Source organism: Streptomyces sp. NPDC052042, assembly GCF_044548345.1.
GTDB lineage: Bacteria > Actinomycetota > Actinomycetes > Streptomycetales > Streptomycetaceae > Streptomyces.
This window is the reverse complement of sequence record NZ_JBIUBU010000007.1, coordinates 26,284-39,518: the sequence shown is the minus strand read 5'-3', so window position 1 is coordinate 39,518 and position 13,235 is coordinate 26,284. Positions and strand designations below refer to the sequence as shown.

Below are 13,235 nucleotides of genomic sequence, written 5' to 3'. Positions count from 1 at the left end.
GGGCGATTGGTTCCCGGACGGACGACCAGAACGTGATCATCCGATGACCGCAGGTGATCAGCGCTTCTCGATGACGACCGACTCGACGACGACGTCCTCCACCGGACGGTCGGTGCGGGGGTTGGTCCGGGTGGACGCGATGGCGTCGACGACCTTCTGGCTGGCCGGGTCGGCGACCTCGCCGAAGATGGTGTGCTTACCGGTCAGCCAGGCGGTCGGCGCGACGGTCACGAAGAACTGCGAGCCGTTGGTGCCCGGGCCGGCGTTGGCCATGGCCAGCAGGTACGGCTTGGTGAAGGCCAGGTCGGGGTGGAACTCGTCGGCGAACTCGTACCCCGGCCCGCCGGTGCCGTTGCCCAGCGGGTCGCCGCCCTGGATCATGAAACCGCTGATGACGCGGTGGAAGATGGTGCCGTCGTACAACCTGTCCGTGGACTTCTTGCCGGTCTCGGGGTGCGTCCACTCGCGCTCGCCCTGGGCGAGCTCGACGAAGTTCTTGACCGTCTTGGGCGCGTGGTTCGGCAGGAGCCGGATCTCGATGTCGCCCTGGTTGGTCTTCAAGGTGGCGTAAAGCTGCTCGGCCACGATCTGCCTTCCGTAAGTCCTCGATGACGTCAGTCGTTCGGTGACGCCCGTCGATCCTCGCACGGACCGCCCGTTCCGGCGCCCGGCCGCCACCCCGCACGCGCCCCGCTCACCTCGTTGCCCGACCCCGCCCCGCGCTCCCGCCCGGCCTCCCGGGCCCGCGCTCCACACCGCTCCCACAGGAAGCTCCGTGCCGCTCCCCGCAGGAACGCGTGCGGCCAGGCGCGTGACGAACCGGCGCGGGCTCAGCCGAACCCCGGCCCCCTCGTCGGCAAGCTCGGCTTGCACCCCGTTCAACCCGAAAGTCACATGAGGCCCGGGAAGGCCCTATGGACTCCGGGCCGGGGCGCACCGGAAACCGGGGGACCGCACGAACGGCCGGAACCCGAAGACACGAGCACGAAAGGCCGACGGCCCCGGACCGCTCACGACGCCTGCCCCGGATGCCCACCCCGCATGCCGGACCCGCCTTCGGCAGGCATGATCTCTCAATGGGTGGAAAGGCGGACCAACCACCCGCCACCGAGGAGGAGGATCCCGTGACCCGCATCGACAGCGTGCGCGCCGCAACCGGCTCGGCGAAGGACAGCGTGCAGCACGCCGCGGACGTGGTGGCGCCCTACGCCGACACCGCCAAGGAGCAGGCCGCGCTACTCGCGTGCGAGGCCCGCGCACGGCTCGCGCCGAAGGTGTCGAGGGCGGCCCAGCAGGCCCGCGCCCGTTACGGCACGCATCTCGCACCACGCATCGAACAGGCCCGCACCCATGTGCCGCCCAGGGTCGATGAGGTCGCGCAGCGCGCCGCGTACCACACCCGCCGTGCCGCCCGTACCGCCGCGGACTACACCGTGCCGCGCGTCGAGCACGCGATGACCGTGGCCCAGCCCATGGCCGAGGAGGCGTCGGCCCGCGGCGCGGCGGCGCTGGCCGCGCTGCGCAGCCAGGTCACCGCGGAGGAGATCAGGCGACTGTCCAGGAAGCACGAGCGTCGGGCGAGGGCCGGCCGGCTGTGCAGGGGCTTCTTGGCGGCCGGCGTCCTGGCGGGCGCCGCCTACGTCGCCTGGAGGTGGTGGGACAAGCAGGCCAACCCCGACTGGCTGGTCGAACCGTCCGCTCCCACGGAGGTCTCCGAGCAGACCCCGCCGTCCTCGGTCGACGGCTCCGGTCCGACGCCGCTCGACCCGGAGGAGGGGGAGACCGGCGAGGCGGGACAGGAAGGGAAGGACAAGAGGGGGGACGGCCCCGAAGGTGTGAACGGCACCGGACCCGACGACCTCGGCTGAGCCGCCCGGCCCCGGGCCGTCGAGCCGGGCATCGAGCTCCTGGCCGCACCACGAAACCGAGCGGCCCTCGCACGACGAAGCGGGCGCCGGAGAATCCTGGGATTCTCCGGCGCCCGCTTCGTCGTGTTCGGTGGAGCCTAGGAGATTCGAACTCCTGACATCTGCCTTGCAAAGGCAGCGCTCTACCAACTGAGCTAAGGCCCCGAAAAGGCGGACAACACCGGACGTTTCAGCGCCTCGGCTACCGCCGCAGACCAGAGTACCGGGTACTCCCCGGAATCTCGCAAAAAAGATGGGGACTCCCGGTCGGCGACCACTCTCCGTAAGATGCACGACGAGGTTCGCAGCAGCGAAGCGGCAGCGAAGGGGAGACGCCATGGACGCAGCTCAGCAAGAGGCGACGGCAAGAGCCAGAGAGCTTCAGCGCAGTTGGTACGGAGAGCCTCTCGGGGCGCTGTTCCGCCGCCTGATCGACGACCTCGGCCTGAACCAGGCCCGGCTCGCAGCGGTCCTCGGGCTGTCCGCCCCGATGCTCTCCCAGCTGATGAGCGGTCAGCGTGCGAAGATCGGCAATCCCGCGGTCGTCCAGCGCGTCCAAGCCCTTCAGGAACTGGCCGGCCAGGTGGCCGACGGCAGCGTCAGCGCGGGCGAGGCCGCCGACCGCATGGAAGAGGTCAAGAAGTCCCAGGGCGGCTCCGTCCTCACCGCCCCCAGCCAGACCTCGCACACCGGCGGTGCCCCGACCGTCCGGCGTGTGGTGCGCGAGATCCAGTCACTGCTGCGATCCGTCGCCGCGGCCGGTGACATCATCGAAGCCGCCGACTCACTCGCCCCGACCCACCCGGAGCTGGCAGAGTTCCTCAAGGTCTACGGCGCGGGACGCACCGCGGAGGCCGTGGCGCACTACGAGGGGCACCAGGGCTGACGACTCGTCCGCGGAGAACGGAACGCGGACGGCGGAAAGCGGGGGACGGGCCCGAGTCGGGCCGGAAGTCAGGGACGGGGAGCGGACGCAGCGCAATGGGTGAGGTCTTCGCCGGTCGGTACGAACTGGTCGATCCGATCGGGCGCGGTGGAGTCGGAGCCGTCTGGCGTGCCTGGGACCACCGCCGCCGCCGCTATGTGGCGGCCAAGGTCCTCCAGCAGAGCGACGCCCACACGCTGCTGCGCTTCGTTCGCGAACAGGCGCTGCGGATCGAGCACCCCCATGTACTCGCCCCGGCCAGCTGGGCCGCGGACGACGACCAGGTGCTCTTCACCATGGACCTGGTGAGCGGAGGTTCGCTCGCCCATCTGATCGGTGACTACGGTCCGTTGCCGCCACGCTTCGTGTGCGTGCTGCTCGACCAGTTGCTGTCCGGGCTCTCCACGGTGCACGCGGAGGGCGTGGTCCACCGGGACATCAAGCCCGCCAACATCCTTCTGGACGCCACCGGCACCGGCCGGCCGCACCTGCGGCTGTCCGACTTCGGTATCTCCATGCGGAAGGGCGAGCCACGCCTCACCGAGACCAACTACGTGGTCGGAACGCCCGGTTACTTCGCCCCCGAGCAGATGATGGGCGCGGAGCCCGACTTCCCCGCGGACCTGTTCGCCGTCGGTCTGGTCGCGCTCTATCTGCTCCAGGGCCGGAAGCCGGACGCGCGGGCGATCGTCGAGCACTTCGCCGCGCACGGCACCCCCGGCGCCCCGGACGGCCTCCCCGAACCGCTGTGGCAGGTCCTCGCCGGTCTGCTGCAACCGGACCCCCAGGCCAGGTTCCGTACGGCGACGGGGGCGCGCAAGGCGCTGTCGGCCGCGGTCGAGATGCTGCCCGAGCCCGGCCCCGACGACGAGCTGGTGGAGGTCTTCGACCAGATCGGTCCGCTGCCCGCCGGTTTCGGCCCCGACGGGCCGGTCGCGGAACCCCGGGCGGACGCGGTGGCAGAACCCCGCGCGGACATACGCGACGACCGGTCCGCGCCGCCGCCCCCAGTGCCCGGACCGCCGTCCCACGAACCCACGTGGACGCCTCCGCCGAACGCGCCGTCGGGGACCGGGGCGGCACCGGACCCCGCCGCGCAGGGGCGACCGGTCGGCCAGGGGGCGTCCCCCATGCAGCCGCCCGTGTCGATGTCGGAGACGGGCAGCTTCCACCTCCCGCCGCCCCCTGTACAGCCCGCGCCGCCGGCCTCACGGGAACCCGCGCCCACGCCTCCGGTACCGCACGCGCCACATCCGGCCGCCGCTCCCTTCCCCGCGCCGGACCCCTCTCAGCTGCCCACGACCGGGGTGCCGCGCGATCCGGCCTTCACCCAGGCGTACACCGCCGGGCAGCCGCCCTTCCCCGCAACGGGAACGGGAGCGTCGGGCGCGCCTCCCCGGGTCGCCGTTCCGGCGCCGGCGAAGCGCCCGGGACCGCCCCCGAAGGTGGCGGTCCCGGTCCTGATCGTGGCACTGCTCTGCTTCACCGTGGGCATCTGGGCGCTGGCCCTGAGCTGAGCCGAGGCGCCGGAACCCTTCCCGCACGCGGCGGTCCCGCCCCGGCGCCTCCCGGCCTGGCCGCTACCAGCCCTGCGGCGGCCCTCCGTACGGGGACCGGCCGTCCCCGGCCGGTCCCCCCGGCACGGCTCCGCCCTGTGCAGGTCCACTCGGCACCGGGCCGGCCGGGGCCGGGACCGCCGCGGCGCGGCGCCGGGCCAACAGCGTCCACACCCCCAGTCCGAGCACCAGCACGACACCCGTGCCGATCCCGGCCACCCCGACCGTCCTCATCGTGCTGCTCCGGGCGGCCTCGGGGACGCTCTTCCCGTTCCTCGCCATGTCCTTGTCGCTCCCGGTGACCGAGAAGATCCCGGCGTCCCCCGCGTACGGCGACTTCCCCGGCGACCCCTTCACCGTGACCTTGAGGCTGAGCGGAATCGCCTTGTCGCCGTACGCCTCCGCCACCTTGGGGCTCAGCGTGACCGACAGGTAGTACCACCCGGCGAACCGCATGCCACTGACGCTGTCGCGGGAGGAGTAGCGGTTCTCGTACGCCACCGGCGGCAGCGGGTCCAGCGATACCGACGTGGACTTGCCGGAGTAGGACAGCGGCATGGCGTCGTCGACGCGGCCGTGGGCCGGGTTGTCCAGGGACAGCGTGAGCGCGCTGCCGACGAACTCGGTGGAGGCGTTGTTGTTGCCCAGGTCAACGGTGGCGAAGAGCTGCTGGCCCCAGTCGACCGGCACCCGGTAGAAGCGGGTCTGCCCCGGCGCGACGTCGTCGTGCCACTCACCGGTCTCCACGCCGATCGCGTCGTAGTAGCTGGTGCCGCCCGAGCGCATCTGCGGGGTGGCGGTCGGTGGCGCGGGCGACTCCGACGGCCAGTTCCCCGGCGCCTCGGTCGGCATCGCGCCGCCCGTCCCGAGCCGCGGCTCCGACGCATAGCGCAGTTCCAGGTCCCACGCCTCGGGCGAGGAGGTCTCCTTGCTCTCGCGCTCGATCAGGACGCTGTACGTCCCGGCCTCCTGGCAGGCACCGCCGTCCTTGTCGACGGTCCGGTGGGCGTACGCGGCGATCGGGCGCGGGAACTCCGCCGACGCGAAGCGGGCGGTCTCGTAACCGCACTGCCGGTCCGTGCTGTCCCGGATGCTGACCGTGAAGCCGTCGCCGTACGCGACCTTTCCGCCGCCCTTGGGCACGGCCACGACGGAGACGTACGCGTTCGTCTTCGCGTCGAGGTCGAGGCGGTAGTAGAGCTTCTCGCCGCCCTTGATCGAGCTCCGGTGGACCGACCCGGTCGTGAGCGGCGACGCCTCGATGCTCACCTCGGCGCCGTTGATCTTCTTCGCCCCGGGATCGAAGGTGTACGCGGTGGTCTCCCCGGCCGCGTACGCCTGCCCCGGCAGCGCCGCCGCCGCGCACATCGCCGCGACCGCGGCCAGCGCCGCCCGGCCCCTGCTGCGCTGCCTCATCACGCGCTTTCCCCTCGTCGTCCGTGCGGCCCGCCCGCGACGCCGGGGCATACGGACACGGGTCACGCGATCCCAGCCGCGGCGCCCGCCCAGGGGCGGCAATGCCGGTCCATCCTGCCCCGACCGCCCGGCCGCTGTCTTCGACACCGAACCGATTGCCCGCCTTGTCCGTTTTCCCGGCGCTCTCGGCGTTCCCGATGCTCTCGGCACTCTCGGCGTTCCCGATGCTCTCGGTGTTTCCATGCGCTCGATGTGCTCGGCGCCCGGTTCCCGCCGCCCGCGCTCCCGAAGGGCTCCGCACCCCGTGGATTCGCGCGGGCGAACCCGGAGGCACGGGTCTCCACCCCCACAACAGCACGAAGCCCCGGCCGCTCAGCGACCGGGGCCCGCAATCAGGTTGTCTGTCTCATACACCCGAACCTGCGGGCACGGAGTCAGTCGCCTCCGTCCACAGATCCTGCTCGGCGCGATCCGCCTGGATCTGGCGGTACACGAGGAGCCCGCCGATGGCGGCCAGTGCGACCAGGAGAAGCTTCTTCACCGCGCGACCTCGTCTTTCCTTGACGTAGGGGACTTCTGTCGCCCGACTATACACACCGGCCGATATCGATCAGTGACCTGTGCGCGACCCAACTGGCGCCACAGAATGAGCGATCACCGCGCCCGCCGACGCCGGTGACCATTCGATGAATCGTTCTAATGGCGCCCCTGGAAGCCACCTCCGGGTGCACGCCGCGACCGACCGGCCTCCCGGGTGCGGGGCCGCACCGATCGCCTCGCAGAAGCCCATGGAGGCCGGTTGCACCAGATGAGTGGTGTTGATCTGAAGATCGACGGATTCGAGGCGTCGGTCCACGGAATCGCGGGTCACGTCCACATCATCAGAAAGGTAAGCAAAACGGACTGCCCGAAAGCGAGGGGCCATGCGCACCTTCACGCCCAAGAGCATCTGGACCGCCTTCGTCACCGCCTTCTTCGCGCTCCTCGCCGCGCTGGGATTCATGAGCGCCCCCGCGGCGGCCACGCAGCAGAACGCCATCGAGCCGACTGCCACGAACCAGGAGCACGCGGCCGTGACTGCGGCAACCGCGACCGCCCCGTCCATCCGGTGGACTCTTCCCCGTGACAGGTCGCTGCCGCCGACGATGAAGCAGCGCATCCAGGCCGAGGCGCACGGCTCCTCGCCCGCCGCGAGACGGCTGCTCCCGGACATCGGGCACGCCACAGCGGCCATGAGCTTCGCCCGACCCGCCCACCGGCCCCCGGCGGGGGACATGTCCCTCCTGCCGCCCTGAGAGCGGCGCCCCTTGAACGCACGAGCCCCCGAGACCGGTTCACACCGGGCGGGGGCTTCTTCACGCGCTCCGTCCCCGCGCTGTCACGCCCTCCCGCCCGCGCTGTCACGCCCTCCGGTCCAGCGCGGTCGTGCACGTCCCGCCCCGTCCCTCGCGCAGACTCCGCTCATCGATCGGCGACGACATGTTTCCTGGCATACGAGGCTGCAAGGGCTGTCCCGCAGGCGGATCGAAGAGAACGGATCGAGAAGAGCGGGTCAAGGAGAGCGGGTCGGTGCTCCGCCACCGTCATGCGGACGCTTCCGCCCTCCGTACACGCCGAAGGCCCCCGACCGGATCGGTCGGGGGCCTTCGTACTGGTGGGGCTAACAGGATTTGAACCTGTGGCCTCATCCTTATCAGGGATGCGCTCTAACCAACTGAGCTATAGCCCCTCCGCGCTGCGCGCTGACTCCTGAAGATTAGCGCACGTCGGGGCCAGTCCCAAAATCGATTGCCCGAGCGCTACTCGTCCTCGGCCAGCGTGAGCTCGACACCGCCCACGAAACCCGCCGAGAGGTTGTAGATGAACGAGCCCAGCGTCGCCAGCGCGGTCGCCAACACCACGTCGATCAACGCGATGACCGACGTGAAGAGGAGGACCCGCGGCAGTGACAGGAACGACTGGAGGTCGAAGCCGTTGTTCTCGTTCGAGCCGGTGGCCTCGCTGATCGTGCCGCCCACGGCGGAGAAGACGCCCATCGCGTCCATCACCATCCACAGCACCGCGACCGCCACGATCGTGCAGATGCCGAGTGCTATCGAGAGCAGGAAGCTCACCTTCATCACCGACCACGGGTCGGCCTTCGCCACCCGCAGACGGGCCTTGCGAGTACGCGGAGTCGTCCGCGCCCCCGTCCGCGGCATCCGGGCCGCCTGCGCGGCGCCGGCGCCCTGCGTACCGCCCTGGGTGCCGGCCGGCCGGCCGCCCTTGGTCTCGCCCGCGGGCGAGGGGTACGCCTGCGGCGGGTGGTACGGCCCGCTCGCCTGCCCCGGTGCGGGCTCGCGATCGCCGGGCAGTGGCCCGGTCGCATAGCCCTCGTACTGGGGCTGAGGCCCCCGGGTGTCCGTCACAGTGCCCCCTTGGGAGTCCGCGGCGGGGCCACGGGCACCGTTCGCTCCGACTCCGGAAGCGGCCGAACCGGCGCCCGTGGCTCCACTCACGCTCTACTCCTCGTGCTCCCCAGCCGAAGACGACGTGTCTTCGGCGTTGCCCTCGACCGTGCTTGCGGTCGCACTCTCAACCGTGGTCTCGGCGGCCTCCGCCTGCGGGGCCCCGGTGTCCTCCTCGGACCCCTCGACCTCGTCGGCCTCCTGGCCGGCTTCGGCGTTGCGTGCGATACCGACGACGGCATCGCGCTTGCCCAGATTGATCAGTTGAACGCCCATGGTGTCACGGCCCGTCTCCCTGACTTCATTGACTCGCGTACGAATCACACCGCCGCCCAGAGTGATGGCGAGAATCTCGTCCGATTCCTCCACCACCAGCGCACCGACCAGCGAACCACGGTCCTCCACGATCTTGGCGGCCTTGATGCCGAGGCCGCCGCGACCCTGAACTCGGTACTCGTCGACGGAAGTCCGCTTCGCGTAACCGCCGTCGGTGGCAGTGAACACGAACGTGCCCGGACGGACAACATTCATCGAGAGAAGTTCGTCGTCCGCGCGGAAACTCATGCCCTTGACACCCGAGGTGGCACGTCCCATCGGGCGCAGCGCCTCGTCCGTCGCCGTGAACCGGATCGACTGCGCCTTCTTGCTGATGAGCAGCAGATCGTCCTCGGCCGACACCAGCTCCGCACCGATCAGCTCGTCGTCGGAACCGTCCTCCATCTCGCGGAGGTTGATGGCGATGACACCGCCGGAACGGGGCGAGTCGTAGTCCTTCAGCGCGGTCTTCTTCACCAGACCGCCCTTCGTGGCCAGGATCAGATACGGCGCCGCCTCGTAGTCGCGGATCGCCAGGACCTGCGCGATCTGCTCGTCCGGCTGGAAGGCCAGCAGGTTGGCGACGTGCTGACCGCGCGCGTCCCGTCCGGCGTCCGGGAGTTCGTACGCCTTCGCGCGGTACACCCGGCCCTTGTTGGTGAAGAACAGCAGCCAGTGGTGGGTCGTCGACACGAAGAAGTGGTCGACGATGTCGTCTTCCTTGAGCTTGGTGCCGCGCACGCCCTTGCCGCCGCGCTTCTGCGAGCGGTAGTCGTCCGTCTTCGTGCGCTTTACATAGCCGCCGCGGCTGATCGTGACGACGATATCCTCCTCGGCGATCAGGTCCTCGATGGACATGTCGCCCTCGAAGGGCACCAGCTTGGAACGCCGGTCGTCGCCGAACTTCTCGACGATCGCGGCCAGTTCCTCGCTGACGATCTTCCGCTGCCGCTCCGGCGACACCAGGATCGCGTTGTACTCGTCGATCTTCGCCTGGAGTTCGTCGTGCTCGGCGGTGATCTTCTGGCGCTCCAGCGCGGCCAGCCGGCGCAGCTGCATCTCCAGGATCGCGTTGGCCTGGATCTCGTCGATCTCCAGCAGGCCCATCAGGCCCTCGCGCGCCACCTCGACCGTCTGGCTGCTCCGGATGAGTGCGATGACCTCGTCGATCGCGTCCAGCGCCTTGAGCAGACCGCGCAGGATGTGTGCCCGCTCCTCCGCCTTGCGCAGCCGGAACCGCGTACGGCGGACGATGACCTCGATCTGGTGCGTCACCCAGTGGCGGATGAACGCGTCGATCGACAGCGTGCGCGGCACGCCGTCCACCAGCGCCAGCATGTTGGCGCCGAAGTTGGTCTGGAGTTCGGTGTGCTTGTACAGGTTGTTCAGCACGACCTTGGCGACCGCGTCCCGCTTCAGCACGACGACGAGCCGCTGGCCGGTGCGTGAGGAGGACTCGTCGCGGACGTCCGCGATGCCGCCGATCTTGCCGTCCTTCACCAGGTCGGCGATCTTCTGCGCCAGGTTGTCCGGGTTGGTCTGGTAGGGGAGCTCCGTGACCACCAGGCACTGACGGTTCTGGATCTCCTCGACCTCGACGACCGCGCGCATCGTGATCGAGCCGCGGCCGGTGCGGTACGCCTCCTCAATGCCCTTGCGGCCCACGACGAGCGCGCCGGTGGGGAAGTCCGGGCCCTTGATGCGCTCGATCAGCGCGTCCAGGAGCTCCTCCTGGGTGGCCTCCGGGTGCTCCAGGTACCACTGCGCGCCGTCCGCGACCTCGCGCAGGTTGTGCGGCGGGATGTTGGTCGCCATGCCGACCGCGATCCCCGCCGAACCGTTGACCAGCAGGTTCGGGAAGCGGGCCGGCAGGACCGTCGGCTCCTGGTTGCGGCCGTCGTAGTTGTCCTGGAAGTCGACGGTCTCCTCGTCGATGTCGCGGACCATCTCCATGGACAGCGGCATCATCTTGCACTCGGTGTACCGCATGGCGGCGGCCGGGTCGTTGCCCGGGGAGCCGAAGTTGCCGTTGGAGTCCACCAGCGGCATCCGCATCGACCAGGGCTGTGCCAGACGCACCAGCGCGTCGTAGATCGAGGAGTCGCCGTGCGGGTGGTACGTGCCCATGACGTCGCCGACGACGCGGGCGCACTTGTAGAAGCCCTTCTCGGGCCGGTAGCCGCCGTCGTACATCGCGTACAGCACCCGGCGGTGGACCGGCTTGAGGCCGTCCCGCACGTCCGGCAGCGCACGCGAGACGATCACGGACATCGCGTAGTCGAGGTAGGAGCGCTGCATCTCCGTCTCGAGCCCCACGGGCTCGACACGCATGCCTCCGCCGGCGGCGGGCTCCTCTTCAGGTGTCACAGGGGTGTTCTCGTCGGCCATTGCTGGTCAAAGTCCTTTCGAGCGGCGGCTTGCTGGTACGGCCGACTCAGATGTCGAGGAAGCGGACGTCCTTGGCGTTGCGCTGGATGAACGAGCGCCGCGCCTCGACGTCCTCGCCCATGAGCACCGAGAAAAGGTCGTCGGCCTGCGCCGCGTCGTCCAGCGTGACCTGGCCGAGGACCCGGTGGTCGATGTCCATGGTGGTGACGCGCAGTTCCTCGGCGTTCATCTCGCCGAGGCCCTTGAAGCGCTGGATCGAGTCCTCCTTGATCCGCTTGCCGTTCTGCTTGCCCAGCGCCACCAGGGCGTCGCGCTCCCGGTCCGAGTACGCGTACTCGAAGTCGTCCCGGCCCCACTTGATCTTGTAGAGCGGCGGGCGGGAGAGGAACACGTGCCCGGCCTCGACCAGCGGACGCATGAAACGGAAGAGGAACGTCAGCAGCAGGGTGTTGATGTGCTGGCCGTCGACATCGGCGTCCGCCATCAGAATGATCTTGTGGTAGCGGAGCTTCTCGATGTCGAAGTCCTCGTGGACCCCGGTGCCGAAGGCCGAGATCAGCGCCTGGATCTCGGTGTTCTGCAGGATCTTGTCGACACGGGCCTTCTCGACGTTCAGGATCTTGCCGCGGATCGGCAGGATCGCCTGGTACATCGGGTTGCGGCCGGACTTCGCCGAACCACCGGCGGAGTCGCCCTCGACGATGAAGATCTCGCACTTCGTCGGGTCGTTGGACTGGCAGTCGCTCAGCTTGCCCGGCAGCGAAGCGCTCTCCAGCAGCCCCTTGCGGCGGGTCAGGTCGCGTGCCTTGCGGGCCGCGACCCGGGCCGTGGCCGCCGCGATCCCCTTGCGGACGATGTCGGCCGCCTCGTTGGGATTGCGGTCGAACCAGTCGGTGAGCTGCTCGTGGACGACCTTCTGGACGAAGGTCTTCGCCTCCGTGTTGCCCAGCTTGGTCTTGGTCTGGCCCTCGAACTGCGGCTCGCCCAGCTTCACCGAGATGATCGCCGTCAGACCCTCGCGGATGTCGTCGCCCGTGAGGTTGTCGTCCTTGTCGCGGAGCAGCTTCTTCTCGCGCGCGTACTTGTTGACCAGCGTGGTCAGCGCGGCGCGGAAACCCTCCTCGTGCGTACCGCCCTCATGCGTGTGGATCGTGTTCGCGAAGGAGTACACGCCCTCCGTGTACTGCGTGTTCCACTGCATCGCGATCTCGGCCGAGAGCATGCGCTCCTTGTCCTCGGCCTCGATGTCAATCACCGACTGGTGGATGACGTCGCCCTTGCGGGAGTTGAGGTACTTCACGAAGTCGACGATGCCGCCCTCGTAGTGGTACGTGACCGTGCGGGCCTGCTCCTCCTCGGCGACCTCGGCCACCTCGGCGACGTCCGCGCCCGCCGTCGCCTTCGCCGACTCGCGCTCGTCGGTGAGCCGGATCGTCAGGCCCTTGTTGAGGAAGGCCATCTCCTGGAAGCGGCGCGACAGCGTCTCGAAGGAGTACTCGGTGGTCTCGAAGATGTCCCCGTCGGCCCAGAAGGTGACCGACGTACCGGACTCCTCGGTGGCCTCGTTGCGGGCCAGCGGGGCCGTGGGCGCGCCGAACTCGTAGTCCTGGGTCCAGCGGTAACCGTCCGTCTTGACGTCCACGGACAGGCGCGTCGACAGCGCGTTCACCACGGAGACGCCGACACCGTGCAGACCGCCGGAGACGGCGTAGCCGCCGCCGCCGAACTTGCCGCCCGCGTGCAGGACCGTCAGCACGACCTCGACCGCCGGCTTCTTCTCCGACGGCACGATGCCGACCGGGATACCGCGGCCGTTGTCGACCACGCGGACACCGCCGTCGGCGAGGAGCGTGACGTCGATCGTGTCCGCGTGCCCGGCCATCGCCTCGTCGACCGAGTTGTCGACGACCTCCTGCACGAGGTGGTGCAGGCCGCGTTCACCGGTCGAGCCGATGTACATGCCAGGTCGCTTGCGGACCGCGTCCAGGCCCTCCAGGACGGTGATCGCACTGGCGTCGTACGAGGCGGCCGGATCGCCGGAGGCGGGCGCCTCGACGGTGGCGGCTGCCTCGGCGGGGGCGACGCCCTCGCCGTTCTCACCGGATGCGGACGGAATGTTCTCGTTGGGGTTGCCGGAATCGGCCACGAAGCGCCCTTTCTGGCACAGCACAGGCCATCCTCCGGACAGTCCGGAGCGGCTGCGTCGTTCGGCTTGTCATCGACGACTCCCGCGACATGCGGGATTGTCCACCAGTCTACCGGTAGCACTGACACTCATGGG

Annotated in this window: 10 protein-coding genes and 2 tRNA genes; 4 read left to right on the top strand and 8 right to left on the bottom strand. The window is 69.7% G+C overall.

Annotation, left to right across the window (positions count from 1 at the left end; genetic code table 11):
* Positions 1-57: 57 nt before the first annotated feature.
* Positions 58-585, bottom strand: a complete 528-nt coding sequence (locus ACIHCL_RS14415) for a peptidylprolyl isomerase (RefSeq protein WP_399861341.1) — start codon at positions 583-585, stop codon at positions 58-60.
* 539 nt (positions 586-1,124) lie between these two features.
* On the opposite strand from ACIHCL_RS14415, the gene ACIHCL_RS14410 reads away from it, so the two are divergent.
* Positions 1,125-1,868 (top strand): DUF5324 family protein, encoded by a 744-nt coding sequence (locus ACIHCL_RS14410; RefSeq protein ID WP_399861339.1) that lies wholly within the window; start codon positions 1,125-1,127, stop codon positions 1,866-1,868.
* 131 nt (positions 1,869-1,999) lie between these two features.
* On the opposite strand, the gene ACIHCL_RS14405 is transcribed toward ACIHCL_RS14410, so the two are convergent.
* Positions 2,000-2,072 (bottom strand) — tRNA-Ala (locus ACIHCL_RS14405).
* Positions 2,073-2,244: 172 nt separating this feature from the next.
* On the opposite strand from ACIHCL_RS14405, the gene ACIHCL_RS14400 reads away from it, so the two are divergent.
* Positions 2,245-2,793: a helix-turn-helix domain-containing protein gene (locus tag ACIHCL_RS14400; protein ID WP_399861336.1), complete on the top strand. Its 549-nt coding sequence runs from the start codon at positions 2,245-2,247 to the stop codon at positions 2,791-2,793.
* Between the two features lie 95 nt (positions 2,794-2,888).
* Positions 2,889-4,349, top strand: coding sequence for a protein kinase (locus ACIHCL_RS14395; protein ID WP_399861333.1), 1,461 nt, complete (start codon positions 2,889-2,891; stop codon positions 4,347-4,349).
* A 63-nt stretch (positions 4,350-4,412) separates the two neighbouring features.
* Here the strand turns inward: ACIHCL_RS14395 and ACIHCL_RS14390 are convergent, their stop codons facing one another.
* Together ACIHCL_RS14390 and ACIHCL_RS14385 are read right to left on the bottom strand one after the other, a co-directional pair.
* Complete coding sequence (locus ACIHCL_RS14390) at positions 4,413-5,804, bottom strand: hypothetical protein (RefSeq protein WP_399861331.1); 1,392 nt, start codon at positions 5,802-5,804, stop codon at positions 4,413-4,415.
* Between the two features lie 406 nt (positions 5,805-6,210).
* A complete protein-coding gene (locus ACIHCL_RS14385; protein ID WP_003958712.1) occupies positions 6,211-6,345 on the bottom strand; it encodes a DLW-39 family protein in 135 nt (44 codons plus the stop codon).
* Positions 6,346-6,727: 382 nt separating this feature from the next.
* Here ACIHCL_RS14385 and ACIHCL_RS14380 point away from each other — a divergent pair, with 382 nt between their 5' ends.
* Positions 6,728-7,099, top strand: a complete 372-nt coding sequence (locus ACIHCL_RS14380) for a DUF6344 domain-containing protein (protein WP_399861328.1) — start codon at positions 6,728-6,730, stop codon at positions 7,097-7,099.
* Positions 7,100-7,456: 357 nt separating this feature from the next.
* On the opposite strand, the gene ACIHCL_RS14375 is transcribed toward ACIHCL_RS14380, so the two are convergent.
* The 4 genes from ACIHCL_RS14375 to gyrB form a co-directional block, all read right to left on the bottom strand.
* Positions 7,457-7,533 (bottom strand) — tRNA-Ile (locus tag ACIHCL_RS14375).
* 70 nt (positions 7,534-7,603) lie between these two features.
* Positions 7,604-8,212 (bottom strand): DUF3566 domain-containing protein, encoded by a 609-nt coding sequence (locus ACIHCL_RS14370; RefSeq protein ID WP_399861325.1) that lies wholly within the window; start codon positions 8,210-8,212, stop codon positions 7,604-7,606.
* 93 nt (positions 8,213-8,305) lie between these two features.
* The gene (gene gyrA / locus ACIHCL_RS14365; RefSeq protein WP_399861323.1) at positions 8,306-10,954 is read right to left on the bottom strand and encodes a DNA gyrase subunit A; all 2,649 of its coding nucleotides are present in this window, start codon (positions 10,952-10,954) and stop codon (positions 8,306-8,308) included.
* A gap of 46 nt (positions 10,955-11,000) precedes the next feature.
* Positions 11,001-13,124: a DNA topoisomerase (ATP-hydrolyzing) subunit B gene (gene gyrB / locus ACIHCL_RS14360; protein ID WP_399861321.1), complete on the bottom strand. Its 2,124-nt coding sequence runs from the start codon at positions 13,122-13,124 to the stop codon at positions 11,001-11,003.
* Positions 13,125-13,235 lie beyond the last annotated feature (111 nt).